We start from the raw sequence: 26,184 nt of genomic DNA, 5'->3' as shown, positions 1-26,184 counted from the left end.
GGCACCTTGACGGCGGGGCGCTCGCGTCCCGCCGCCCTTTCCCCGCAGCCTTTCCAACGCAGAAAACGGCCATGAAATACAACGTCATCAACCTGATCCGGAAGGGCGCGGAATCGCTGCGGCAGCAGGGCGATGGCGGCTCCGCCTACGCCCTGCATGAGACGGCCAACAACCTGCTGCTGGTCATGCGTGGTCAGGCAACGATGGCGGAGTTTCAGGCCTGCTACGTCGCCACCGGGTCGGAACCCATCGATCTGGACGTGCTTTTCCCCACGCCTAAGGAAACGGAGCGCCCGCAATGACGAACCGCCCGCCCCGCCTGCGCCGTGTTGTCGCCGTCTATGGTCTGGCAACTGTCCTGGCCCTGGTGTTTCTGGCCGCCGCCGTGGAAACGGGGGTGGTGCGGTGACCCACGCCATCGGCCCCACCATCATCTTCCTGGACGACGCGCGGGCGGTGGACATCATGGCCCCCGATCCGGCGGTCATCGATATCCGTTTCATTGCCGCCACCCTGTCCCGCATCGCCCGCTTCAACGGGCGCACGCCAATCCCCTACAGCGTGGCGCAGCATTCGGTGCTGGTATCCACCCTGCTGCCCGCCCGCCTGCGCCGCCACGGCCTGTTGCATGACGCGCATGAGGCGTTCTTGGGCGACATCACCAGCCCAGTCAAGGCGGCCCTGCGCCACCTGACGGGCATTGATGCCTTGGGCCGGCTGGAGGCCGCCTGGGATGCCGCCATCCATAAGGCGCTGGACATGCCATGGCCACTGTCTGGCCAAGATGCTGCCCTGATCAAGGCGATGGATATGCGCGCCCTGTCGACGGAGATGCGCGACCTGATGGACATCCCGCCCGCGCGCCTGCCCCACGCCCCCTCCCCCCATCCCATCCGCCCCCTGCCCTGGGCCAAGGCAGAGGATCAATTCCTGACCCAGTGGCAGCGCCTGACCGATGCCGCCACCTACACTGACGCCGCGGAGTGATAAAAAATGACCCGCATCCGCAAAGCATGGGGCTTTAGCTGCCCTGGACTCTGGTCTGGAACAGATATCCTATACGCGCCGACACGTCAGAAGGCGAAGGGACAAGCTTTGGTCCGCATGCTGGATGCCGAATACGACGCCAACACCGCTTTCGAGTATATGCGGGTCCACCGCTTGCCTGCCGCAGATATCCACCTACCGGCCCCGCACCGCCTGTTGTCCGATTTGGACCAGAAGGACCTGGGCATCATCACCCACAGCTTTGGCGTGGAAGGCGATAAACACGGCTGGCGCAACCATTTCTGCACCCATCCAAGCAATCGCCGTTTGCTCCGTCTCGCCTGGGAATTCGGGCTGTTTAGCGGTCCGCATGGAGAAAAGGCCTATGGCGAGACCCCAGGCTTTGCCGGCGCGTTTTTTTATCTTACCGAACTGGGTAAGTCCGTTGCTTTGTCCATGATCCCCACATATCCGGAGGGCTGAACCCATGGACGGCCTTTTCCCCGCCCTGCCCAACACCCCGCGCCGCCCCCGCCGTGTCCGCCCCGGCATCCCCGCCGGACAGTCTCTGTCCACGCCCTGGCCCCTGGATGGCACCATCAATGTGGTGCTGTTCGCCGGCATGGGTGGGGCCTGCCAGGGGCTGGAGGAGGCGGGGTTTCCGGTGCATGTTGCGGTCAATCATGACGCGGTCGCCATTGCTGCCCACAAGGCGCTGAACCCGCACACCAAGCATCTGCAGGCGGATATCTATGAGGTCTGCCCGCTGGCCGCCACCGGGGGGCGCGCGGTCAATATCCTGTGGGCATCGCCGGACTGCCGGGATCACAGCGTTGCCAAGGGCGGGGCCCCGCGCTCCCCGCGTGTCCGCTCCATGCCCTGGCAGGTCTGCCGCTGGGTCGGCGTGCTGCGCCGCGCCGGTCTGGGCCCGTCCACCGTCATGCTGGAAAATGTCCGCGAAATCCGGGGCTGGGGACCGCTGATCGCCAAGCGCGATAAGGAAACGGGCCGCGTGCTGAAACTGGATGGCACGGTGGCGGCCAGGGGGGAACGGGTGCCGCGCGAACAGCAGCTGCTGGTGCGCGATCCTCGCCACCAGGGCCGGCACTGGCGCGCCTGGCTGGACCATATGCACCGCCTGGGCGTGGACTGGCAGGACCGGGACATGACATGCGCTGATTACGGCGTGCCGACCACGCGCAAGCGGTTGTTCGGCGTGGGTCAGCTGGACGGTGCGCCCATCATCTGGCCCCAACAGACCCACGCCCACCGCGACAGCGCCGCCGTCAAAGAGGGTGGCCTGTTGCCCCACGCCAGCGCGGCCAGCATCATCGACTGGTCCCTGCCCTTGCCCAGCATCTTCGACCGCAAGAAGGACCTCCAGCCAGCAACCCAACGGCGGATTGCTGTTGGCATGAAGCGCTTCGTGCTGGAGGCGGCGGAACCTTTCATCATTGGCGTGAACAATGTCAGCACGCGCGCCAGCCGCGTGTTCGCTCAACAGGATCCGCTGACCACTCTTTGCACCGTGAACGGCAACGCACTGGTTGGCCCCGCCCTGGTACCCACCACGCACACCACGGCGGGCGACCGCATCCATGGCGGCACCCAGCCGCTGCCCACCCTCACCGCCGGTGTAAAGGGCGGCGAACTGGCGGTGATGGCCGGCACGATCATTCAGGCCGCGCATGGTGATGGTCAACCGGGCCGCGCGCAGCGATGGGGAAGCGGCGCCACGGATCCGAACAGCCCCCTGGGGACGGTAACAGCCAGCGGAATCAGCCATGCTGTCGCCGCCGCCTGGATGGTCCAGCACAATACCGGCCTGATAGGCCATAGTCCCGCCGACGGCACCAGCACCCTGACCACAGCAGGCACGCAGCAGCAGCTGGCCGGGGCCTTCCTGATCCACCAGCGCGGCACCGGTACCGCCAGCAGCCCGCAGGATGCGCTGCGCACCCTGGCGACGGGCGGCGGCAAGGGCGGGGACCATATCGGCATCGGCGCCGCCTTCCTGACCGAATATTACAGCGCTGGCGGGCAGCATCAGGACATGGCCGCCGCACTCAACACCCTGACTGTGCAGGACCGGTTCAGCCCGACGCGGGCCGACCTTGCCACCCCGCCCCTGTCGCCGCCGCAGCTGGCCCGTGCCCGGCAGGTGGCCGATTTCCTGCGCGCCCATGGCGTCTGGTCGGGCGGCGATCTGGTCACTGTCGATATTGCAGGATCCACCTGGATCATCGCCGATATCGGCATGCGCATGCTGAAACCGCATGAGGCAGCGGCGGCCCACGAACTGATCATGCCGACCGCCATCACCATCGACGACAAGACACGCCCCCTGACCAAGACGGAGGCGATGCGTTTGATCGGCAATTCCGTGCCCAGGCGCATGGCCAAACTGCTGTCTTTGACCAACGCCCGCCACCCGCTGGACATTCGCCTGCGGGTGCCCGCGATCGCTGCGGAGTAACGATTATGGCCGCCACCGCCGCACAGCACCCGCGCCATGCCCGTCTGCCGCCCACCCTGGCTCCGCGCGGCCTGTCACGCACAGAGGCGGCAGCCTATATCGGCGTCTCCCCCTCAAAATGGGATCGGATGGTGCAGGACCGGGAGATGCCGGCCCCCAAACGGCTGGGGGGCCGCGTCGTCTGGGACCGCATGGCCATTGACAGGGCGTTCGAAGCCCTGCCCGATGAGGGCGGACAGGTCAGCGACAATCCGTGGGACTGAGACATGGTCGAATTCCGCCTGCGTGACGGCACCGGCAGCATCCGCTTGCGCTATCTGGTGGAGGATACGGACAGGCACGGCAATGTGCGCCTCTATGTGCGCCGGCCAGGACAGCCAAAGGTCCGCCTGAATGAACGTCCCGGCACCGATGCCTTCATGGCCGAATACAAGGCCGCCATCGCCGGCCCGATACCCAGCAATCGCCGTGCCCAGGCCAAAGCAAAGGACCCGGCATCGCTGCGCTTCCTGTGTCAGCAATGGTACTGCGACGCCGATTTTCGCACCCTGTCCCGCTCGACACAGCATATCCGCCGGCTGGCTCTGGACGCGCTGTGCGATCAACGCGACAGCCAGGGCCGCTGCCTGGGGGACAAGCCATATGCGATGATGGAGCCGCGCCATATCCGCGCCATCCGCGATGCCAAGGCCGACACGCCCGCCGCCGCCAATAATCTGGTTGGATATCTGCGGCTGCTTTTCGCGTGGGCCGTCAACACAGAACGCGCCACCCGCAACCCAGCCCGCGATGTGCCCAAGCTGACGCTACCCAACCCGGACGGCCACCACACATGGACCATGGCGGAAATCGGGCAGTTCGAAGCGCACCACCCCATCGGCACCCCGGCGCGGCTGGCTATGGCCATCCTCTACTACACGGGCTTGCGCCGGTCGGATGCAGTGCTTCTGGGCCGGCAGCATATCAGCAACGGCTGGATCCGAATCACGCTCCAGAAAAACAAGGCCCGCAACCCCACCACGATCGAAATTCCGCTGCTGCCGGAACTGGCGGCCATCATCGATGCCACCCCGACCACACAGGGAAACCTGACCCTGCTGACCACCAGCTTCGGACAGCCCTATTCAACTGAGGGATTTGGGAATCGGTTTCGCGATTGGTGCAATGATGCCGGCCTACCGCATTGTTCCGCGCACGGCCTGCGTAAATCCAGATCGACCGCGCTGGCCGAAAGCGGCGCGACGGAGCGTGAATTGATGGCTTGGAATGGCTGGCACAGCGCCGCAGAGGCCACGCGCTACACCCGCAAGGCCAATCAACGCACCCTGGCGGGCCGCGCCGCCGACAAGCTGATGGAACAGAAAATGGACAAAACTGTCCCACCAAAACCCGCAAAATCCAGCGGTGGGGACAAATGACCAAGAAAACTCAATGTTTTCAAGGTCATACTTCCGGGATGGTGATTCCGGTGGGATTCGAACCCACGACCCCATGATTAAAAGTCACGTGCTCTACCGACTGAGCTACGGAATCATGCTCCCGAAGTGGCGCGCACCATAGGCAAGCCGACCGCATCCGTCAACATGCGCGATGCGGCACCGCACCTTTGATTTTTCGCAGGGCTTCACCCCGGCCTGTTCGCCCTTTCGGCATCGAAACGAGCCTGAAGGCTGGCCGCGACACGCGGGCTGACGAACTGGCTGATATCACCGCCCAGCCGGCCAATCTCCTTCACGAAGCGGGACGAGATGAACTGGTGCTTGTCGGACGCCATCAGGAAGACGGTGTCGACAGCCGGGTTCAGGCGGGCATTCATGCCAGCCATCTGAAACTCGTACTCGAAATCAGACACGGCACGCAGGCCGCGGATGATCACCGACGCCCCGCAATCCACCGCGAATTTCATCAGCAGCTTGTCAAAGGGCCGGACTTCCACACTGAACCCCTGCTGGTTCAGGTTCGCCAGTTCACCCGCTACCAGGGCAACGCGCTCATCCGTGGTGTAAAGCGGGCCTTTGCCGGCATTGCTGGCAACCCCCACGATCAGATGATCCACCATGCGGCAGGCGCGCTGGATAATATCGAAATGACCGTTGGTTACCGGGTCGAACGTGCCCGGATAGACGCCGATACGCGGTGCCGCCATGGTCCTCTTCCCCTTCCCCTCAAGGCTCTGTCTGCTGACCGTCGGGACGGGTCCATGGCCCGCACACTTGTCCGGTCACCCGCACCGGTTCCAGGGGCTCTCTCCCTGGAACCGGTGCGGATTGTCGTCAAATCATTCGCTCGCGGCGGCCTCTACGGCATCGCCACTGGTTTCGGAACCGTCATCTTCCAGACGGGCGACGGACACCACCTTCTCCTCGCCCGACAGGCGGAACAGGGTGACGCCCTTGCTCTTCCGGCCCGTCAGGCGGATGTCGTGGACGGGCATGCGGATGACCTGGCCGCCATCGCTGACCATCATCAGCTGATCCGTCTCATGGATGGGGAACACGGCGGCAATGGCCTTGTTACGGTCACCCATATCCATGTTCCAGATGCCCTGGCCGCCACGGCCCGTCAGGCGATATTCATAGGCCGACGTGCGCTTGCCGAAGCCCTGCTCGGACACGGTGAGGATCATCTCCTCGCGTGCCTTCATCTCGGCAAACTGCTCCGGCGACAGCGTCGCCTCGCCCACCGGCTCGGCATCCACGTCCACCGTATCGTCGGTATCCTCACCCTCGGCCCGGCGCAGATCACGCGCCTGCTTCAGATAGGCAGCGCGTTCTTCCATGCTGTAATCGGTATGGTGCAGGATCGACATACCGATTACAGCATCACCGTTCGCCAGCCTGATGCCGCGCACACCGGTGGAGGTACGGCCACTGAACACGCGCACTTCCGTCACGGGGAAGCGGATGCAGCGGCCCAGATGGGTGGCCAGCAGCACATCATCCTGATCGGTGCAGGTGCGGACGGAAATCAGGGTCTCGCCCTCTTCCTCCAGCTTCATGGCGATCAGGCCGTTGGCACGGATATTCTGGAAGTCCGACAGCTTGTTACGGCGGATGCCGCCCTTGCTGGTGGCGAACACAATCTCCAGATCACCCCAGGTGCCCTCATCCTCCGGCATCGGCATGACGGTGGAGATGGTTTCCCCCTCCTCCAGCGGCAGCAGGTTGACCAGCGCCTTGCCGCGCGTCTGCGGCGTGCCCTGCGGCAGGCGCCAGACTTTCAGCTTATGCACGATGCCGCGGCTGGTGAAGAACAGCATGGGCGTGTGCGTGTTCGACACGAACAGGTCGGAGACATTGTCCTCCGCTTTCAGGTTCATGCCCGACCTTCCCTTGCCGCCCCGCGCCTGGGCGCGATAGGTGGACAGGGGCACGCGCTTGATATAGCCGCCCTGGGTGACGATGACGACCATGTCCTCGCGCTGGATCAGATCCTCGATATCGGACTCGAACTCCGATTCCTCGATCTGGGTACGGCGCGGGGTGGCGAAGCGGGCCTTCATCTCGCCCAGCTCGTTGCGGATCACGTCCAGCAGCAGGCCGCGCTCGGCCAGGATCGCCAGGAAATGCTTGATCTGATCGGTGACGCCGGTCAGTTCCTCGCCGATCTTGTCACGCTCCAGACCGGTCAGCCGGTGCAGACGCAGGTCCAGGATGGCGCGGGCCTGGGCTTCGGACACACGATAGGTGCCGGCATCCGACAGGCCACGGCCCGGCTCATCGATCAGCGCGATCAGCGGCGCCACGTCGGATGCGGGCCAGTCGCGGGCCATCATCTGCTCACGCGCCGTCTGCGGATCGGGCGCGCTGCGGATCAGGGCAATCATCTCGTCCAGGTTGGCGACAGCAACGGCCAGACCGACCAAAATGTGGGCGCGTTCGCGGGCCTTGCCCAGCTCGAACTCCGTCCGCCGCGTCACCACCTGCTCGCGGAAGCGGACAAAGGCGGCGATGATGGTCTTCAGATCCATCAGCTCCGGCCGGCCGCCATTCAGCGCCAGGGTATTGACGCCAAAGCTGGTCTGCAGGGCCGTGTGGCGGAACAGCTGCGCCAGGACGACGTCGGGAACGGCGTCGCGCTTCAGTTCGACGACAACGCGCACGCCGTCACGGTCCGACTCGTCGCGGACATCGCTGATGCCCTCGACCAGCTTCTCGTTCACGCATTCGGCGATGCGTTCCAGCAGCTTGCCCTTGTTAACCTGGAACGGGATTTCGGTGGCGACGATGGCCCAGCGATCCTTGCGGATCTCTTCCACCTCCGTCTTGGCGCGCATGATCACGCTGCCACGGCCCGTATGGAAGGCCGACCGGATGCCAGACCGGCCCAGGATCAGGGCACCCGTGGGAAAATCCGGGCCCGGAACGATCTCGATCAGTTCATCAATGGAGATGTCGGGATTGTCGATATAGGCCAGACAGGCGTCGATCACCTCGCCCAGATTATGGGGCGGGATGTTGGTGGCCATGCCGACGGCGATACCGCCGGCACCATTGACCAGCAGATTGGGGAACTTGGCCGGAAGGACCGTGGGCTCTTCTTCCGACTCGTCATAGTTCGGCTGGAAATCGACCGTTTCCTTGTCGATATCGTCCAGCATGAATTCGGCGACCTTGGCCAGACGGGCCTCGGTGTAACGCATGGCCGCCGCCGCGTCGCCATCCATGGAGCCGTAATTGCCCTGACCATCGATCAGGGGCAGGCGCATGGAGAAATCCTGCGCCATACGGACCATGGCGTCGTAAATCGCGCTGTCGCCGTGCGGATGGTACTTACCCATCACGTCACCGACGATACGCGCCGACTTCTTGTAGGGCTTGGTGCTGTCGTATCCGCCTTCCTTCATGGCGAACAGGATGCGGCGATGCACGGGCTTCAACCCGTCGCGCACATCCGGCAGGGCTCGGCTCACGATCACGCTCATCGCGTAATCGAGATAGGATCGCCGCATCTCATCTTCGATGGTGATGGGCGTGATATCGGACGGCAGAGCGGGCGTGGAGGTCACCGAGCGGAACTCGTCATTACGGGTCTACAAAGGCCGGGGGCCGGGTTTGCCGGCCATCGGGCACCCCTTGTAGCACCATTCGCGGGTGCGAACAACGAAAGGGGAAATCAGCCCGCCGCCGCCCGCGCATCGCGTCGCGACAGCCACCAGAACCGCGCCATCAGGAAGCCGACCGACACGATGCTGGCGATGAAAATCCCTTCGAAAAGGCCCAGCACACCGCGCCCCAGCGGAAAGGCCAGGAACCAGCCGACCGGCATCATGATGGCGTAATAGCTGATGAAGTGCAGTGCCGTCGGCACCCAGGTGTCGCTGCGTCCGCGCAGGGCCTGCGCCATCACCACCTGCCCGCCATCGGCCACCAGCAGCCAGGCAGAGAAGGCCACCACCGGCGCCGTCAGGGCCAGCACGGCGGCATCCTGCGTGAACTGACCCGCGATCCAGCCGGGAAACAGCAGGAAGATGACGCCGACCAGGGCCAGGATGGCGCTGGTCACGCCCAGGCCCGTCCAGCCCGCGACGGTGGTTTCGGTGCGCTCACCGGCGCCATAGGCATTGCCCACCCGCACCGAGGTTGCCGAGGCCAGGCCCAGCGCGCACATGAAGGGCAGCGCGATCAGGTTCAACCCGATGGCATAGGCGGCGACGCCGACAGCCCCCAGCCAGCCCGCGAACAGGCCCAGCCCACCGAACGCGGAGCCTTCCAGCCCGTTGGACAGGCCGGCGGCATAGCCGATGCGCCGCTGTTCCCGCCCGCCGACCCACCATCCCCTGAACCCGCCGCGCACGCCCCATTCCTGACGCTTGGGGTGCCACCAGATATAGGCGATCATGCCGAAGGCACAGAGCCAGCGCAGCGCCGTGGTCGACCAGGCCGCGCCAATGGCGCCCAGGGCCGGCAGCCCGAAATGCCCCCAGACAAACATCCAGACCAGCAGGACATTCAGCACATTGCTGATCAGCATGGCGACCATGCCCGGCAAGGGCCGCTTCAGCCCCTCCAGCCACAGCGAGCAGGCCAGATAGAGGGCCGCCGGCGGCATGCCAAAGGCCATGACCGCCATGACATGGCCGGCCCCGCGCGCCAGATCCGGTTCCTGCCCCGTCAGCAACAGGAACTGTTCCCCGAACAGACAAATGCCGAACACAGCCGACCCGACCAGCAGCGCATAGGGAAGCGACCGGCGCCAGACGGTGCCGACCGTCCCCTCCTCGCCCCGCCCCACGGCCTGCGCCGTGACCACGACCGTGCCCAGCAGCAGGCCCACCATCACGCCCATCATGACCGCGACAGGCGTGTGCCCCATGCCCAGATAGGCCAGTTCCTGCGCGCTGTACCGACCCACGATCAGCGTGTCGGTCAGGGCCATGACGATGATCCCGGCGCGCGCGATGATAACCGGCACGGCCAGCCGGAACAGATCGCGCACGTGGCGCTGGATACGGTGGGGAAGGGTTTCGGCCTGAAGGGCGGCGGCAGTCATTTTGGGACGAGAATCCGATATCTTGAAACGCCGCGCACGATACATCCGATATCGGAAATGTCCAGTGCCACCATGTCGGGGGAACAATTCACCCCGCGCCGGGGTTGGTTGATAGCAACCGTCACAAGAAAGGACCCGGCCCATGGGCATCGTGCCACCGCTTCCCGGCTCCACCCCGCCCGACCAGACCGAACTGCCGCCGCCGGACGAACTGCCGACGCCGCAGCCGGGCGGCCCGCCCGAACCGCCCCCCGTGCCGCAACCCGACCCTGAACCCACACCGGTGCGCATGTCCGGGGGCGCATGCATGCAGGGGGCTTGACGGCGGGGCCGTGGCGCGCGACATCACGGCCCATGACCCAGAAGAACCCCATCCACGTCATCGGCGCCGGCATGGCCGGCAGCGAAGCTGCATGGCAGATCGCCCAGGCCGGCATCCCCGTCATCCTGCATGAGATGCGCCCCGTTCAGAAAACGGACGCGCACCAGACGGATTTCTTTGCGGAGCTGGTCTGTTCCAACTCCTTCCGGTCCGACGATGCCGAATATAATGCCGTCGGCCTGCTGCATGAGGAGATGCGCCGCTGCGGCTCGCTGATCCTGACGGCGGCGGATACGCACAAGGTGCCGGCCGGCGGCGCGCTGGCCGTGGACCGCGACCATTTCGCCGAACATGTGACGCAGACCCTGACCAGCCATCCACTGGTAACGGTGGAGCGGGGCGAGGTTGCGGGCATCCCGCCCGAAGACTGGGACAGCACCATCATCGCCACCGGCCCGCTCACCTCCATGAAACTGGCCGAGGCCATCCGCGCCTTTACCGGTGAGGAGCAGCTGAGCTTCTTCGACGCCATCGCCCCCATCATCCATACCGACAGCATCGACCTGTCCAAGGCCTGGTTCCAGTCGCGCTATGACAAGGTCGGGCCCGGCGGCACGGGCAAGGACTATATCAACTGTGCCATGGACAAGGAGCAGTATCAGGCCTTCATCCAGGCGCTGATCGACGGCGAAAAGGGCGACTTCAAGGAGTGGGAGAAAAACACCCCCTATTTCGAAGGCTGCCTGCCGATTGAGGTGATGGCCGAACGCGGCGTCGACACGCTGCGCTATGGCCCCATGAAGCCCGTGGGCCTGACCAACCCGCATGAGGGCAAGCGCCCCTATGCCGTGGTGCAGTTGCGTCAGGATAATGCGCTGGGCACGCTCTATAATCTGGTCGGGTTTCAGACCAAGCTGAAATATGCCGAACAGGTGCGGGTGTTCCGCATGATCCCCGGCCTCGAAAATGCGGAGTTCGCGCGCCTGGGCGGCCTGCACCGCAACACCTTTATCAACTCGCCGCGCCTGCTGGACGGGTCCTTGCGCCTGAAGGCCATGCCGCGCCTGCGCTTTGCAGGCCAGATCACGGGTTGTGAAGGCTATGTGGAAAGTGCGGCCGTCGGCCTGCTGGCCGGGCGCTTCGCAGCCGCCGACCGGCTGGGTAGCGAACCCTCCCTGCCCCCACGCACCACCGCCCTGGGTGCCCTGCTTTGCCATATCACGGGCGGTGCGGAAGCGGAGACGTTCCAGCCCATGAACGTCAATTTCGGCCTGTTCCCGCCGGTGACGGAGCGGCAGCCCAACGGCAAGGAACTGCACGGCAAGGACCGCAAGAAGGCGTACAGCACGCGGGCGTTGGTGGATTTGGCGGGGTGGCTGCAGCCGCAACCCTGACAGTCAAACGCCAAAGGACGAAGCATAAGAAGGGGACTACCTGCCCACCCCCTTCTCCCTTTGGCCGGCAAAGCTGTAGCGCACATTGCAATATAAGATTGATGATTATTACTTCGGATAGAATAGATTCTCGAATACCGCGAGAAGGATAGGCGCCAGTACCGAAATGAACCCAAACGTCGCGGACTTGCGGGACAGGGCCTTATCGCTGCCCAGACCTCGATCTGCGTACGGACGGACGATCAAAAGCCCGATAGCAAACAGCCAGATCATGGCCAGCAACGAACTGGCGGTTGCGCCAGCATAAATGGTGACACTGTCGATAAATGCCTTGGCGTTATTGTTCGTGACAGTTCCCGAAAAGGCCCAACGGCCATATTCGCGCACCGTAAGTGTCCAGAATACGAGCATAGCGCCACCGCACGCCATGATAAGCGCGATTGCCCTTTCATATTCCTCACGGTTGGCCTTGTCGCGCCGACTGCCGGTGACGCCAACTACAAATGCAATATAACCAATACAGGCCGAAGCAATGCAAAGTGGCAAAAATATCATCTGATAAAAATTCAGATCACCGACAGGCCCCGGCATGAAATTGAGAATATGGTCTGACGAGACGGTACAGAAGCTGACACTCGTTAATACCGATTTATCACAACACACGATTTTTGATAATTGAGCTGTTACTGGACTTGGCGCAACAATGTTCAATGTCAACGAAGCCAAAATCAGAAGAAAAAGAATACAAAAATGAAAACTGAGATCGGCGCGCTCAACATACATGACTAGAAGTGAAATGGTCACAACGATGGCGGCAAAGGCCGAAATTTCGGCCAGAACCGCAGCGGCGTAGAAACGCATCAGGGCAGCGGCCTCGCCAGTGACTGCCCCCAACATTTCTCGCGATGCGTCAGTGGCCAGATCAGCAGGGGCCAATTCCTGGCCCTTAGATATCAGCGTATAGAGCGTCACTCCCATGATTGTGACGATAATTGGAAGCAAGTTTGTGAACTTGTCGCTCCTCCCCATGTCCCCCTCACACTGCCAGAAAGCCCATAACCCCCGTCGTCGCGCCGATCCGCTCGTCCAACTGGATCATGTACTTGTAGCTTGCCAGGAAATGCCGGCCTGTATTGAGGATACCGTACTGCGACGGTACCGCCAGCCTTGCATAGGCGGGGTTGGCGGGCGGACCGCCGCATTGGCTGGTGTTGAAGCCCCATGACACACCGCCCAACACCACGCCAACGGTAACATCCGGGATCAGCATTTGACCGCCATTGGGGTTGGCTTGCTCCCAATCCGCCGGGTTGGGCGGGGTATTGCCGGGCTGATTGGGTGTGATGATGGTGTAGTCGATGCCCGTATCCATCAGGAAGGGCAGCGTGGCGTCATAGGGCGTCAGGCCGCTATTGGCCGGTGGCGACAGGGTAACGCTGGCGGACGCGGTGCGTTGCCCCAGGTTCATGTTCACCGGCACCTGCACGAATTGCTGTGCCAGGGCCGCGTCATAGCCGAACAGCACACCATTCTGGTCCAGCATGTAACCGGGCGCCCAGGTGCCGGCCACGATCTCCGGCACATTCAGGAAGATGTTGAGCGGGTCCAGGCCCGTCATCCGGGTGCTGACGCCCATCATGGCCACGTTGGACGGGCTGGTGCTACGGAAGATCGTCAGCGACGGCACGGTGAAGCTGGCCCCGTTCCCCCCGGTCACGATGGCGCAAACCGTCACCCACTGCCCCTGATAGGCGTTGCCGCTGCTGGAATAGAAGGGGTGGGTATAGGGCGGCTGCGGTACGATGACCTGATAGGTGCCATCCGGCAGGTAATCCGCCCCCACATTCAACCAGGGGGAACCGGTATCCATCAGCAGGGGTGTCTGCGTCTGCCCGCCATCGAAGGAGACATTGAAATGGTAGGCCGCCCCCACACCGCCGCCACCCGAAACATAAGACAGAAACAGCCCCTGCACCGCGTCCAGCATGATCAGCCCCCTTCGCCGTTGGTTGGATGCGGCGTCCCCCGGCATCCGGCCCACAGCATACAGAAAGCATGCCAGACAGGCATCTGACATTTTCACGTAAAGCGAGCAAATTAACAGGCATCACTAAACCCAAATTAATGGGTTAACCGCTGCATCCTGTGCCGTTTCGTGCTATGTTCCGACAATCATGGGGCGAACTGTGTCCGGGCAGGACGCGGGCGTTCGGGAAGGCCCCCGATATGAAACACCCCCTGATTTTCTGTTGCATCCTGTTGCACGGGCGGCGGCTTACCACCGCCCGATGGTCGCGGCCCAGCCGACGGAAAGCGGGCGGCGCACGCTGGGGCGCAGCAGGATGGGGTTCATCAGGTCATAGCCCGCCGCCGCCATCCGGCCCAGATAATGATCGGCCAGAATGGCCGGCAGCAGGGCCGGCAGGGCGGCCTTCGGCACATCGCGCCGCAACCGGCGGGCATCGTACAGCAGCGACCGGGCGGTATCGGCCACGGCAGCGGCCACCCTGGACAGGCCGGGTTCCGGTTTCAGGTCGAACAAAGCCGGTTCGGTCACCCCATGTTCGACCATCAGGGTCACCGGCAGGCGGGAGCGGTGGCCGCGTGCCAGGAAGGGGGTGGCCCGCAGGATACCGGTCAGGGCCCAGGCGGTGCCGACCAGCCGTGCTGCCTCCATCGCGGCCAGGTCACGCACGCCCAGTGTCTGACAAGCCAGCCGGGTCAGCGGTGCCCCCGTGACCTGGGCATAATTGACCAGGCATTCCATGTCGGCGGGTGCCTCATCATCCATGTCGGCCTCCCGCCCATCGATAGCCAGATCGAACTGAGTGCGGTCCAGGCCGTGACGGGCGATGGATGCTGCCAGCGGTTCCACCACCTCATGCCGGCGCGGGGTGCCGGCATAGGCGCCATCGATGCTTTCCCGCCACCATTGCAGGCGGATCTGGCCCAGGGTCGGCTCCGTCACCACCTCCCGCGTCTTGGCGATCTCATGGTTGAAGGCGTAAAGCGCGAACAAATCCTCACGCACCGTGGCGGGCGCGAACAGGGCCGTCAGGAAGCGGTCATTATCATGCTTGCGGACCGCCTCGGCACAGGCGGACAGGGCGGGGGGCGCCATTCTTGCTCAATCCAACAGGGGTGATGCCGCCTTATAGGCGCTCCGCCCCTGTTCGCAAAGCCCAAGCATCCCATATGGTTGCCACGACAATTATTCAGGGGTCGAGCAGGTTGACCCGCGCGCGGCGCGGTCGTATCTCTCAACCCCGTGTCCGGTCGTCCCCGCGTCAGGGGCGACACCCACCCCGAGAAAGAACAGGAGCCATCATCATGGCCTTCACCCTGCCGGCACTGACCTATGACACCGCGGCGCTGGAGCCGCATATCGACGCGCTGACCATGGCCACCCACCATGGCAAGCATCACCAGACCTATATCACCAATCTGAACAATGCCCTGGCCGACCACAGCCAGCTGCATGACCTGTCGCTGGAAGACCTGCTGAAGCGTCTGGGCGAGCTGCCGGAAAGCATCCGCACCGCCGTGCGCAACAATGGCGGCGGTCACGCCAACCATTCCATGTTCTGGTCCATCATGGGCCCGAATGGCGGTGGCGACCCGACCGGTGAGGTGGGTTCCGCCATCACCCGCGATTTCGGCAGCTTTGACGACTTCAAGAAGAAGTTCAACGAGGCCGGGACCAAGCAGTTCGGCTCCGGCTGGGTGTTCGTCACCGCCGACGCCGCCGGCAAGCTGGCCATCGTGGCACAGCCGAACCAGGACACGCCGCTGTTCAACAGCACGCCCGTGCTGTTCGGCAACGACGTGTGGGAACACGCCTATTACCTGAAGTACCAGAACCGCCGCGCGGACTATCTGGCCGCCTGGTGGAACACCGTCAGCTGGGACGCTGTGAACGCCCGTCTGGCCAAGATCAAGGCCGGTGCTGTGATTTAAGGCTTTTCATATTCTCTCAACCGCCGGTCATTTCCCTTGACCGGCGGAGGCCGGCGACGGCCGGCCCGCCGCACATGCGGCGCAAGCCAAGCCGCCGGATGGCGGCGCCCGGCGCCTGAGGGAACATGAAACGTAATGCAAACCCCGCCGGCCAAAACCGGCGGGGTTTGTCATATCCGGCCCGCGCCGCATTATCGCCACTTCTCCATGCCTCTCTGTCGTGGCAAAGTAGGGGCACGATGATCAAGAGCGCCGGGACCCATGGCTGAATTCCGCCTGTCAGCACAGAACCCCGCCCAACCGGGCGACCCCGCCGCCCGCAAGGGCGCGGAGGCGGAGAATTTTCCCGTCGCCTCCCGGCTGATCCCGGCTCCCTATCGCCCGCATGTCATGGCCTTCTACGCCTTCGCGCGGCTGGCCGATGACATTGCCGACGACCCGCACGTAGAACCCGACATGAAGATCGCGCAGCTGGATGCGCTGGAACGCGCGCTGGTCAGCGGTATCGGCAATCAGCCCTGGCTGGCCCCTGCCCTGACGCTGAAGGCCACACAGACGGCGACGACCGTGTCGGGCATCCATGCGCGGCAGCTCTTGCAGGCCTTCCGCCGCGATGCCACGGGCAGCCATTGCAAGACCTGGCAGGACCTTGTCCTTTACTGCCGCTATTCCGCGAACCCCGTGGGCCGCTTTCTGCTGGAACTGCATGGGGAGGGGATCAACGCCGCCCCGGCATCCGACGCGCTATGTACCGCGCTGCAGATCCTGAACCATATCCAGGATTGCCGGCATGACTGGGTTGAACTGGGCCGCTGCTACCTACCCACCGCCTGGTTCAAGGAAGCGGGCGGATCGGTTGAACATCTGGTGGAGACGGAGGCGACGCCACCCGTGCGCGCCGTCATCGACCGGACATTGGACAATGTCGATTCGCTGCTGCGCCGGGCGGGTGCCCTGCCCCGCCTGATCGCCAATCCCGGCCTGCGCATGGAATCGGCGGTCATCATCGAGATGGCGGTGGCCCTGTCGAAGCAGTTGCGCCGCCGCGATCCGCTGGCCGGCAAGGTGCAGCTGTCGGCGTTCAGCCGGTTGGGTGCGGTCCTGCTGGGTGTGTTGCGCGGCATGTCGCGCCGCCCGCCGCGCCTGTCGCCCGAAAGCGGGCTGGCCAAGGCCGGAAGTTGCGGTACCTCCACCTTCTACTGGCCGCTGCGCCTGCTGGGACAGCGCAAGCGCCGGGCCATGTTCGCCATCTATGGCTTCTGCCGCGCCGTGGACGATATCGCCGACGGCAAGGAGAATAACGAGGTCAAGCGCGGCGCCCTGACCGACTGGCAGCGGCGTATCGACGCCATGTATGGCATGCCCAGCCCTGGCCGCCACCATGGCCGGCTGCGCGATCTGGCCGCTGCCGTGCGGCGCTACAACCTGCCCCAGGCGGAATTCCAGGCCGTGATCGACGGCATGATGATGGATGTGGAAGGGCCTATCCGCGCCCCCTCCCTGGGCATGCTGGCGCAATATTGCCGGCGCGTGGCGGGGGCCGTGGGCCTGCTGTCCGTACGCGTCTTCGGCAAGGGCGATGCCAGCGCCGATGCCTTTGCGCTGGCCCTGGGTGAGGCGTTGCAGCTCACCAACATCCTGCGGGATGTGGAGGAGGATGCGCGCGATGGCCGCTGCTACCTGCCGGAGGAGATGCTGGAGGATGCGGGGATCGACATTTATGCCGTCCAGTCCGATCCCGTCGCCCTGCTGACCGACCCGGCCCTGCCGCAGGTCTGTGAGGCGCTGGCCGCCCGTGCGGAAGCCGCGTTCCATCAGGCCAACTGCCTGCTGAAACAGCCGCACCGCAAGCTGTGGCCGGCGGCCGCCATGATGGTGCTGTATCATCGCATCCTGCTGCGCCTGCGTCAGCGGGGCTGGTCGCCCGACGCCCTGTCCCGCCGCCCGCGCCTTGGGAAGTGGGAGAAGATCAGCGTGGCGCTGTCCTGCGCCCTGGGTCGCGCGCCCCGCCTGTGACGGGTACCCTGCATGTGGTCGGGGCCGGCCTGTCGGGTCTGGCCTGCGCCACCGCCCTGGCCGGTTCCGGTCGCGAGGTCATCCTTTATGAAGCAACCGATCATGCCGGCGGTCGCTGCCGCTCCTGGCATGATGCTTTGCTTGACTGTGTGATCGACAATGGCAATCACCTGATTCTGGGTGCCAATCCCGAATGCTCCGCCTATCTGGACCGGATCAGGGGACGGGAGGGCCTGATGACCGTCGATCCGGTCGTCCTGCCCTTTCTGGACCTGCGGGATGGAAGGCACTGGACCCTGCGCCCCGGCAATGGCCCCCTGCCCCTATGGCTGGCCGATCCTGCCCGGCGGGTGCCTGACAGTGGGCTGCTGGATTATCTGGCGGCGCTCAAGCTGGCCTTCGCCGGTCCGGATGCGCGGGTCGCGGATGTGCTGCCGGAAGGGAAGCCGTTAACGGACCGGCTGTGGAAGCCGCTTACCGTCAGCATCCTGAACACGCCGTACGAGGCCGGCTCGGCACGCCTACTCTGGTCCGTCTTCCGCCGCACCCTGCTGCGCGGGGCCGACGCCTGCCGCCCGTGGATCGCAGGGCCGGGTGGGCTGTCCGCCGCCCTGGTCAATCCGGCCCTGGCCTATCTGGCCCGATTTGGGGTCAGGGTACAGTTTGGCACCCGTCTGAAAGCGCTGGAACGGACGTCGGATGGCCTTGTATCAGCCCTGGATTTCGGGCCGGAACGGGTTGTTCTGGCGGCCCATGACAAGGTGGTCCTGGCCATACCGCCGGAGGCCGCCCAACGCCTGCTGTGCGATCTGCCGGCGCCCGACCGCTTCCACGCCATCCTGAATGCCCATTACCGGCTGGAAAGCCCGGTAACGCTGCCCGGCGGCTTGCCTCTGGTCGGTCTGGTCGGCGGGGTGGCGGAATGGCTGTTCCTGCGCGATGACCTGCTTTCGGTCACCATCAGTGCGGCGGATGCCCTGATGGACCGCGATGCCGACGACCTGCGGCACCTGATCTGGCGGGATGTGGCGGCGGCGACGGGGCTTGATCCTGACCGCCCGGCACCGGGCCGGATCGTTAAGGAAAGGCGCGCCACCTTTGCCGCCACGCCGGAGCAGGGGCGCAAACGCCCCCGCCCGACACTGTCGGCCAACCTGCTGCTGGCCGGCGACTGGACCGATACCGGACTGCCCGCCACCATTGAAGGGGCGGTGCAGTCGGGACACCGGGCCGCGGCGATGGCAGCGCAATAACGGTTCAGGGCTTGCCCTTCACCACATCCCCACCCTTCACCACCACATCGACCTTTTCCAGGATCGAGATATCGGCCAGCGGATCGCCCTTGACCGCGATCAGGTCGCCATAGCGGCCAACGGCCAGGGTGCCGACATCGGCGGACGCACCCAGCGCATCGGCGGCATTGACGGTGGCGGCCTGGATCGCCTGCATCGGGGTCATCCCGAACTGCACCATGCGGCTGAACTGCCTGCCATTATCGCCATGGGGATAGACGCCGGCGTCGGACCCGAAAACCATCTTCACCCCGGCCTTCACGGCGCGGGTGAAGCTTTCGCGCTGCGTCTTGCCGACCACCCGTTCCTTGGCCAGACTTTCCGGCAGGAAGCCCGCCGCCTCCCCCGCCGACAGGATATATTCGGTGTTGTAGATATCCATGGACAGGTAGGTGCCGCGCTCCTTCGCCAGCCTGATGCCCTCATCATCGATGAAGCTGGCATGTTCGACCGTGTCCACGCCGGCGCGGATGGCGGCCTTAATGCCGGCGGTGCCATGGGCATGGGCGGCAACCTTGAGGCCAAGGCGCTTGGCCTCCGCCACGATGGCGTCCATCTCTTCCTGCGCCAGCTGCTGGGCACCGACCTGCGTGCCCTTGGACAGGACGCCACCGGTGGCGCAGATCTTGATCAGGTCGGCGCCATACTTCTTCACCTCGCGCACCTTCTTGACCACGCCCCAGGGACCGTCGGCGGCCCCCTGGCTGTGCGCGTCATATTCGGGCGGCAGCAGGTTGTTATCGCAATGTCCGCCCGTGGCCCCGATGGAGGGACCGGACACATAAAGGCGCGGACCGTTCAGGCGGTTGGCTGCCAGGGCGCGGCGCAGGGCGACGTCGGAATAGCCGGCGGCGCCCAGGTTGCGGGCCGTCGTGAAGCCGGCCATCAGGGTCTTTTCAGCGTGAATGACGCCGTTGATGGTCTCATCCCCTGTCGATTCCGCCAGCCCTTCATAGCCATGCATATCGTGCCGGCCCGTTAGATGCACATGCATGTCGATCAGGCCGGGCAGAATGGTCATGCCCGTCAGGTCCAAACGTACCGCCCCATCCGGCACCGCCACGCTGCCCTGGGTGCCGACCGCTGCGATGCGGCCATCGGTAATGACCAGGGCCGGCTTCTCCACCAGCTTTCCGGACACGACATCGACCATGCGGTCAGCCTGGACATAGGTGGTGCCGGCCTGCGCGGACAGTGCCCCACCCAGGGCGGTGGCGGCCAGAAGCAGAGCGGAAAGCGAACGGGAGAGAGAGATTGCCATGGGATCGCGGCCCCTTATTGTCGGTTGCCAAAGGCGTAACACAAGGGGCCGCGGAATTTAACCCAGCCTGTATCAGGCGCGGATACCGGTGACGAAGCGCTGAACCTCCTGACGCAGCAGCGTGGCTTCCCGCGACAGGCTGTCAGAGGCATTGCGCGCCTGGGCCGCCATACGCCCGGTTTCGGCGGCGGCCTGGGTCACACCCTCGATATTGGACGTCACTTCACGCGTGCCAGTGGCCGCTTCCTGCACATTGCGGCTGATTTCACGGGTGGCGGCACCCTGTTCTTCCGCCGCCGCCGCGATGGTGGTCACCGTCTCGCTGATGCTGACGATGGTGCGGCCAATGGACTGAATGGCGGTGACGGCGGTGCCGCTGACGGACTGGATGGCGGCGACCTGTCCGGCGATTTCCTCTGTGGCCTTCGCGGTCTGGTTGGCCAGGCTTTTCACCTCCGACGCGACGACGGCAAAGCCCTTACCAGCCTCTCCGGCGCGCGCCGCCTCAATGGTGGCATTCAGGGCCAGAAGATTGGTCTGGGCCGCAATGGACTGGATCAGATTGACGACATCGCCGATTTTCTGGGCCGCCTCGGCCAGACCGGCGACGGTGCCGTTGGTCCGCTCCACCTCGCCCACGGCCTCTGTCGCGCGGCGGGAGCTGTCGGCGATGCGCTGGTTGATCTCTTCGATCGAATAGGCCAGTTCCTCGGCTGCCGCCGCCACCGTCTGCACATTGGCATTGGCGATATCGGCGGAGTTCGACACGACGGTGGCCTGGGAATTGGTCTGGGTGGCGATGGCGGACAGGGCCTCGGCATCGCTGCGGATGCTGTCGGACTGTTCAGCCACGGCGGACACGACCTGCCCGACGGAGCTTTCAAACTCATCGGCCAGACGGTTCAGATCCTGGCGGCGGGTCTCGGCGGCGGCCAGTTCGTCGCGGCGTCGCTGTTCCTCCATCTCCGCCACACGACCGGCATTCTCCTTGAACAGCTGCAGGGCGTTGTTGATGGCGCCGATCTCGTCGCCACGGTCGCGGTCGGTCACCTCCACCGCATGGTTGCCGCTGGTCAGGGCCTGCACGGTATTGATGATCCGGCGCAGCGGCGTGCCAACGATATGGCGGGTGGAGTACCAGAGCGCCAGGATCAGAATTGCCGTCAGGACCAGGGCACCAATCAGGATGGCGTTACGCAGCTGAACCTTCGGTGCCTGTATCTTGTCCATGGGCAGGTTGATCAGGATCGACCAGGGGGTGCGGGTGGTGCCGATCTGGATCGGCACAAACAGCTGCGTCACCTCGGTATTCAGGCTTTTCGAGAAGGAAAGATGCGAATGGGACCGGCCATCCTTGATGGCGGGCAGCGCTTCCTTCAGCTTCTCATTGGTCTGGCCGATGGGCTTGCCCAGATGGTCGCGGTTGGCATAGCTGACCCACAGACCGCCATTCGAAATCAGGGAGACAGTGCCCGTATCGAAGGGCTTCACCGATTTCAGTTCCTCGCCGATGCCGTCGGTCGCGATATCGACGCCGGCAACACCGATGAACTTGCCATTTTCGATGATGGGCACGGCCAGCGACATGATCAGGGTGGACTTGCCGGCCACCGGGTAGATGTAGGGTTCAATCGCGACCTCACGCATCAGACGCTTGGGCAATTGATAGTAATCGCCAGCCCCTTCGGTATCGAAATCGACCAGGGGTTCCAGTTCCACCTTGCCGGAACCACGGTTCCAGTAGGGGACAAAGCGGCCGGCGGCATCGCTGCCCGGCGTGTTGGCCGCCGCAGCATCCTTGCCATCCAGGGCGTTGGGTTCCATCCCGACCCAGACAGCCAACACACCAGGGTTGGCTTCCAGCTGCGATTTCAGCCAGATGTTCAACTGCGCGCGATTGACGATGCCGGCCTGCTTCATGCTGAGCATGGAGGTCGCCACGAAGCGGCTGACATCCATCGCCTCGTTCAGGCGGCGCTCCACCACGGCACCATGATACTCGCCCAGCCGCTGCCCAACCTCCAATGACAGGGTGTCGGTGCTCTCCCCGCTGCTTTCCGTAATGGCGACAATGCCAACGCCAAGGCCGGCAACAAGGACGAGGATGATCGCCAGGATCAACTTCGTCACCAACGGTAGTTTCTTGAACATAACGCCCCCCTGTCATCTGGAAGCGCGCATTAACGACCTTTACGATTAAAATTTTCTTTAGATGTTTCAGCTGGTTACCGCTGTGTGGATTACTGAAGCCACCCCTTGATTGCTATCGATAGCAATGGCGGATTTCAGCCACTTTCCACTACAAAAACTCTGTCAGGGCGCCTTATCGATCATGGATATCGGGAAAGCGGCGCAATGTGGTGAACAGCTGTTACAACCCAATCAGATTTTGGAAAAACCATTAACTCACAATAAGATAAGGCCCCAAAACTTCCAAATCGGAAATTTCAGGGCCTTTGCTTCCAGTTAATAACCAGACCTATGATTGCAGCGCATGCCACAACCGCAGGGATAGTTTTTATTCAGCCGCCACGCGGGCGCGCGGCTGACCGTCACGCACAGCCTTCAGGGTTTCCGCGATCAGGAAGGCCAGTTCCAGAGCCTGGCTGGCATTCAGGCGCGGGTCGCAGGCGGTGTGGTAACGCAGGGCCAGGGCATGGTCGGTGATGGCCTGGGCACCGCCGGTGCATTCCGTCACGTCCTGACCGGTCATTTCGAAATGCACGCCGCCGGGATGAGCACCTTCGGACCGGATGACCTCCATGAAGCCCCGCACCTCGCCCAGGACCCGGTCGAACGGACGGGTCTTGAAGCCGGTGGAGGATTTGACGGTGTTGCCATGCATCGGGTCGCAGGACCAGACGACGGTCCGGCCTTCCCGCTGCACCTTGCGGACCAGCGGCGCCAGCTTGTCGGCAACCTTGTCAGAGCCCATGCGCACGATCAGGGTCAGGCGACCCGCCTCGTCCGCCGGGTTCAGGATGTCGATCAGGCGGATCAGGTCATCTGGGTCCATGGTCGGGCCGCATTTCAGGCCGACCGGATTTTTCACCCCGCGCAGGAACTCCACATGCGCGCCATCATGCTGACGCGTGCGATCGCCGATCCACAGCATATGGGCCGACACGTCGTACCAATCGCCCGTCGTGCTGTCGATGCGGGTCAGCGCCTGCTCGTACGGCAGCAGCAGCGCCTCGTGGCTGGTGAACAGTTCCGTTTCACGGATCTGCGGCGTGGTTTCACCGGTGATACCGCAGGCGGCCATGAAGGACAGCGTCTCATCCAGGCGGTTGGCCAGATCCTGATAACGCTCGCCCTGCGGGCTTTTCTCCACAAAGCCCAGGTTCCACTGATGCACCTTGTGCAGGTCGGCATAGCCGCCCTGGGCGAAGGCGCGCAGCAGGTTCAGGGTGCTGGCCGACTGGTTATAGGCCTGGACCATCCGTTCGGGATCGGGGATACGGGCGTCGGGCGTGAAGTCGAAACCATTGATGATGTCGCCGCGATAGCTGGGAAGCTCAACGCCGTCGATCACCTCGGTATCGGCCGAACGCGGCTTGGCGAACTGCCCCGCCAGACGGCCCACCTTCACGACCGGCGTCGCCGCACCGAAGGTCAGCACGACCGCCATCTGCAACAGCACGCGGAACGTGTCACGGATATTGTTGGGATGGAACTCGGCAAAGCTTTCGGCGCAATCGCCGCCCTGCAGCAGGAATGCCTCCCCGCGCGCCACCTTGCCCAGATGATCCTTCAGCCGCCGCGCCTCGCCCGCAAAAACCAGCGGCGGATAGGCCGCCAGCTTGGCTTCGACGGCCTTCAACCTGGTTTCGTCGGGATAAGACGGGACCTGCCGGATCGGCTTGGCGCGCCAGCTGTCAGGCGTCCAGCGCCCAGCGGTCCCCACCTTCTGCGTATCCGTCGACATGTCCTGCTTTTCCTTCTACAGCCATCGCCGCACCGGCCTCTTCCCGGCGGCGGGATGTGCATATGGGTTACCCAGCATCGGATTTCACCGGTGGGTCGAACTTTGTAAGCGACTCGTGCCGGTATTTTCCAGTCCAAACTACCTGCATTCTGCGCAATGTTCGTACGCAAATAGGCCGCGCGGGCGGACAAGGCCTTGCCTATACTCGCCAGCAGATTATCCGCAGACAGGACAGGACCCGCCCATGACGGCCGATGCAGCAAGCCCGGAGCAGAAGAAGGCCCCCATCGGCTGGCGACAGGTGCTGCGCTCGCTGGGCCAGCGCAAGGTGCTGGTCATGCTGCTGCTGGGCTTTTCCTCGGGCCTGCCCTTCCTGCTGACGGGCAATACGCTGGGCTTCTGGCTGCGGGAGGGTGGGGCCGATCTCGCCACCATCGGCTTTCTGTCCTGGATCGGGCTGGCCTACTCATTGAAAATGCTGTGGGCGCCGCTGGTTGACCGGCTGGACGCGCCCATTCTGGGGCGGCTGGGCCGGCGGCGCGGCTGGATGGTGCTGTCGCAACTGCTGATCGGGGCCGGGCTGTTCGGGATGGCCGCCGTGGGGCCGGACGGTGCGAACCTGTGGAAGCTGGGTGCCTTTGCCCTGCTGGCGGCGTTTGCATCAGCGACGCAGGATATCGTGGTCGATGCCTGGCGCATTGAAAGTGCGGAGGATGGGGCCGAACAGGGGCTGCTGTCCGCCGCCTATCAGACCGGGTATCGCGCCGCCATGCTGGCCACCGACAGCCTGATCCTGCTGCTGGCCGCCGGGATCGGCTGGCAGTCCTCTTATGGCGTTGCCGGCTCCGTGATGGCGGTGGGCGTTGTCGCCACCCTGATGGCGACGGAGCCGATGCGCCACGCCCCGGCGGGCGGCATGGCGTCCGCCCCGCTCTGGACACCGGCGGGCCTGTTCGATGCCATTGTCGGGCCGCTGATCAGCTTTCTGCGCACCTATGGCGCCTTATCGGTGCTGATGCTGATGGTGGTGATGACCTTCCGGCTGGGCGATTTCATGATCGGGCCGATGATCAACCCGTTCTATGTCGATCTGGGCCTGACAAAGGAAGTGGTGGGAACGGTTCGTGCCTCGGTCGGGCTTTGGGCCTCCATCGCCGGCATCGCGCTCGGCGGCATCGCCTCGGTCCGGCTGGGCTTCCGGCGGACCTTGATCCTGGGCGCGGTACTGGGCCCCTTCTCCAACCTCGCCTTCTCCGTCATGGCGCTCAGCGGGCCGGATATCGGCGTGTTCACGGCTGCCATCATCGTTGACAATATCGCCACCGGTTTCGCGGGCGTGGCCCTGACCGCCTATATGTCCAGCCTGACCAGCCTGGGCTACACGGCGACGCAATACGCCCTTCTCTCCTCGCTCTATACAGTGCTGGGCAAGGTGCTGAAGGGCTTCTCCGGACAGATGGTGCTGGGGCTGGAGCCGATTGCCGGACAGATGGGGGCTTATGCCCTGTTCTTTGCCGGCACCGCCGCCATCGGTATTCCCGTGGTGGCGCTGTGCCTGTTCCTGGACCGTACCGCCAGCCGGCAGCGGCAGGCATGATCGAAGCCGGGTGGGGACGCCCCCCACCCGGAACGCCGGTTTAAAAGCCGCAAGGACAGGTACACATCGGCGGGTTCGTGCCGCCGCCACCGGGATTCGTGCCACCACCGCCGGGATTCGTACCGCCACCACCGGGATTGGTGCCACCACCACCGGGGTTCGTACCGCCACCGCCAGGGTTCGTGCCGCCACCACCGGGATTGGTGCCACCACCACCGGGATTGGTGCCACCGCCGCCAGGGTTCGTGCCACCGCCGCCGGGATTGGTGCCACCGCCGCCGGGGTTCGTGCCGCCGCCACCAGGATTGGTGCCACCACCGCCGGGGTTCGTGCCGCCGCCGCCAGGGTTCGTACCGCCACCACCGGGGTTCGTGCCGCCGCCACCAGGATTGGTGCCACCGCCGCCAGGGTTCGTGCCGCCGCCACCAGGATTGGTGCCACCACCGCCGGGGTTCGTGCCGC

The 26,184-nt window shown here is 64.4% G+C and carries 22 protein-coding genes and 1 tRNA gene; 12 read left to right on the top strand and 11 right to left on the bottom strand.

The window, feature by feature from the left end; genetic code table 11:
• Nucleotides 1–71: 71 nt before the first annotated feature.
• The 6 genes from ACODSP_RS12420 to ACODSP_RS12395 all read left to right on the top strand — a co-directional run bounded on the left by ACODSP_RS12420 (nucleotide 72) and on the right by ACODSP_RS12395 (nucleotide 4,881).
• Nucleotides 72–302 carry a hypothetical protein gene (locus tag ACODSP_RS12420; RefSeq protein WP_488965889.1) on the top strand — a complete coding sequence of 77 codons (231 nt, stop codon included), beginning with the start codon at nucleotides 72–74 and terminating at the stop codon, nucleotides 300–302.
• A 103-nt stretch (nucleotides 303–405) separates the two neighbouring features.
• Entirely contained in the window at nucleotides 406–987 is a 582-nt protein-coding gene (locus ACODSP_RS12415; protein ID WP_488965888.1) for an HD domain-containing protein, read from the top strand.
• Nucleotides 988–993: 6 nt separating this feature from the next.
• On the top strand, nucleotides 994–1,470 hold the full coding sequence (locus tag ACODSP_RS12410; protein WP_488965887.1) for a hypothetical protein: 477 nt from the start codon (nucleotides 994–996) through the stop codon (nucleotides 1,468–1,470).
• Nucleotides 1,471–1,474: 4 nt separating this feature from the next.
• Entirely contained in the window at nucleotides 1,475–3,463 is a 1,989-nt protein-coding gene (locus ACODSP_RS12405) for a DNA cytosine methyltransferase (RefSeq protein ID WP_488965886.1), read from the top strand.
• 5 nt (nucleotides 3,464–3,468) lie between these two features.
• Nucleotides 3,469–3,726: a helix-turn-helix transcriptional regulator gene (locus ACODSP_RS12400; protein ID WP_488965885.1), complete on the top strand. Its 258-nt coding sequence runs from the start codon at nucleotides 3,469–3,471 to the stop codon at nucleotides 3,724–3,726.
• 3 nt (nucleotides 3,727–3,729) lie between these two features.
• Nucleotides 3,730–4,881: a tyrosine-type recombinase/integrase gene (locus tag ACODSP_RS12395; RefSeq protein WP_488965884.1), complete on the top strand. Its 1,152-nt coding sequence runs from the start codon at nucleotides 3,730–3,732 to the stop codon at nucleotides 4,879–4,881.
• Nucleotides 4,882–4,920: 39 nt separating this feature from the next.
• On the opposite strand, the gene ACODSP_RS12390 is transcribed toward ACODSP_RS12395, so the two are convergent.
• The 4 genes from ACODSP_RS12390 to ACODSP_RS12375 all read right to left on the bottom strand — a co-directional run bounded on the left by ACODSP_RS12390 (nucleotide 4,921) and on the right by ACODSP_RS12375 (nucleotide 9,955).
• Nucleotides 4,921–4,996: transfer RNA gene (locus tag ACODSP_RS12390), tRNA-Lys, on the bottom strand.
• Between the two features lie 91 nt (nucleotides 4,997–5,087).
• Nucleotides 5,088–5,609 carry a pantetheine-phosphate adenylyltransferase gene (gene coaD, locus ACODSP_RS12385; protein ID WP_488965883.1) on the bottom strand — a complete coding sequence of 174 codons (522 nt, stop codon included), beginning with the start codon at nucleotides 5,607–5,609 and terminating at the stop codon, nucleotides 5,088–5,090.
• 132 nt (nucleotides 5,610–5,741) lie between these two features.
• The gene (gene gyrA, locus ACODSP_RS12380; RefSeq protein WP_488965882.1) at nucleotides 5,742–8,471 is read right to left on the bottom strand and encodes a DNA gyrase subunit A; all 2,730 of its coding nucleotides are present in this window, start codon (nucleotides 8,469–8,471) and stop codon (nucleotides 5,742–5,744) included.
• A gap of 107 nt (nucleotides 8,472–8,578) precedes the next feature.
• Nucleotides 8,579–9,955: an MATE family efflux transporter gene (locus tag ACODSP_RS12375; RefSeq protein ID WP_488965881.1), complete on the bottom strand. Its 1,377-nt coding sequence runs from the start codon at nucleotides 9,953–9,955 to the stop codon at nucleotides 8,579–8,581.
• 142 nt (nucleotides 9,956–10,097) lie between these two features.
• Between ACODSP_RS12375 and ACODSP_RS12370 the strand changes: the two genes are divergently transcribed.
• A complete protein-coding gene (locus ACODSP_RS12370; RefSeq protein ID WP_488965880.1) occupies nucleotides 10,098–10,277 on the top strand; it encodes a hypothetical protein in 180 nt (59 codons plus the stop codon).
• A gap of 32 nt (nucleotides 10,278–10,309) precedes the next feature.
• A complete protein-coding gene (trmFO, locus tag ACODSP_RS12365; RefSeq protein ID WP_488965879.1) occupies nucleotides 10,310–11,671 on the top strand; it encodes a methylenetetrahydrofolate--tRNA-(uracil(54)-C(5))-methyltransferase (FADH(2)-oxidizing) TrmFO in 1,362 nt (453 codons plus the stop codon).
• 108 nt (nucleotides 11,672–11,779) lie between these two features.
• On the opposite strand, the gene ACODSP_RS12360 is transcribed toward trmFO, so the two are convergent.
• The 3 genes from ACODSP_RS12360 to ACODSP_RS12350 form a co-directional block, all read right to left on the bottom strand.
• Nucleotides 11,780–12,700: a hypothetical protein gene (locus ACODSP_RS12360; protein ID WP_488965878.1), complete on the bottom strand. Its 921-nt coding sequence runs from the start codon at nucleotides 12,698–12,700 to the stop codon at nucleotides 11,780–11,782.
• A 7-nt stretch (nucleotides 12,701–12,707) separates the two neighbouring features.
• On the bottom strand, nucleotides 12,708–13,658 hold the full coding sequence (locus ACODSP_RS12355) for a hypothetical protein (RefSeq protein WP_488965877.1): 951 nt from the start codon (nucleotides 13,656–13,658) through the stop codon (nucleotides 12,708–12,710).
• Between the two features lie 288 nt (nucleotides 13,659–13,946).
• A complete protein-coding gene (locus tag ACODSP_RS12350) occupies nucleotides 13,947–14,792 on the bottom strand; it encodes a phytoene/squalene synthase family protein (RefSeq protein WP_488965876.1) in 846 nt (281 codons plus the stop codon).
• 209 nt (nucleotides 14,793–15,001) lie between these two features.
• Between ACODSP_RS12350 and ACODSP_RS12345 the strand changes: the two genes are divergently transcribed.
• The 3 genes from ACODSP_RS12345 (at nucleotide 15,002) to hpnE (ending at nucleotide 18,897) form a co-directional block, all read left to right on the top strand.
• Nucleotides 15,002–15,628 (top strand): superoxide dismutase, encoded by a 627-nt coding sequence (locus ACODSP_RS12345; protein ID WP_488965875.1) that lies wholly within the window; start codon nucleotides 15,002–15,004, stop codon nucleotides 15,626–15,628.
• A 261-nt stretch (nucleotides 15,629–15,889) separates the two neighbouring features.
• Nucleotides 15,890–17,644: a squalene/phytoene synthase family protein gene (locus ACODSP_RS12340; RefSeq protein WP_488965874.1), complete on the top strand. Its 1,755-nt coding sequence runs from the start codon at nucleotides 15,890–15,892 to the stop codon at nucleotides 17,642–17,644.
• Nucleotides 17,641–18,897: a hydroxysqualene dehydroxylase HpnE gene (gene hpnE, locus ACODSP_RS12335; protein ID WP_488965873.1), complete on the top strand. Its 1,257-nt coding sequence runs from the start codon at nucleotides 17,641–17,643 to the stop codon at nucleotides 18,895–18,897. Before ACODSP_RS12340 ends, hpnE begins: the two co-directional genes overlap by 4 nt.
• 4 nt (nucleotides 18,898–18,901) lie before the next feature.
• Here the strand turns inward: hpnE and ACODSP_RS12330 are convergent, their stop codons facing one another.
• From ACODSP_RS12330 to ACODSP_RS12320, 3 genes are all read right to left on the bottom strand, one after another.
• Nucleotides 18,902–20,197, bottom strand: a complete 1,296-nt coding sequence (locus ACODSP_RS12330; protein WP_488965872.1) for a Xaa-Pro dipeptidase — start codon at nucleotides 20,195–20,197, stop codon at nucleotides 18,902–18,904.
• Nucleotides 20,198–20,269: 72 nt separating this feature from the next.
• A complete protein-coding gene (locus ACODSP_RS12325; protein ID WP_488965871.1) occupies nucleotides 20,270–22,327 on the bottom strand; it encodes a methyl-accepting chemotaxis protein in 2,058 nt (685 codons plus the stop codon).
• Nucleotides 22,328–22,715: 388 nt separating this feature from the next.
• Nucleotides 22,716–24,125, bottom strand: coding sequence for a class II 3-deoxy-7-phosphoheptulonate synthase (locus tag ACODSP_RS12320; protein ID WP_054168759.1), 1,410 nt, complete (start codon nucleotides 24,123–24,125; stop codon nucleotides 22,716–22,718).
• Nucleotides 24,126–24,369: 244 nt separating this feature from the next.
• Here ACODSP_RS12320 and ACODSP_RS12315 point away from each other — a divergent pair, with 244 nt between their 5' ends.
• Nucleotides 24,370–25,722 carry an AmpG family muropeptide MFS transporter gene (locus tag ACODSP_RS12315; RefSeq protein WP_488965870.1) on the top strand — a complete coding sequence of 451 codons (1,353 nt, stop codon included), beginning with the start codon at nucleotides 24,370–24,372 and terminating at the stop codon, nucleotides 25,720–25,722.
• Between the two features lie 40 nt (nucleotides 25,723–25,762).
• On the opposite strand, the gene ACODSP_RS12310 is transcribed toward ACODSP_RS12315, so the two are convergent.
• Nucleotides 25,763–26,184 (bottom strand): hypothetical protein (locus ACODSP_RS12310; RefSeq protein WP_488965869.1); only part of this gene is annotated, 422 nt, incomplete at its 5' end.

The organism is Niveispirillum sp. FG156 (genome assembly GCF_057809555.1).
Note: the sequence above shows the minus strand (reverse complement) of the source record. Positions and strands in the feature narration are given on the sequence as shown.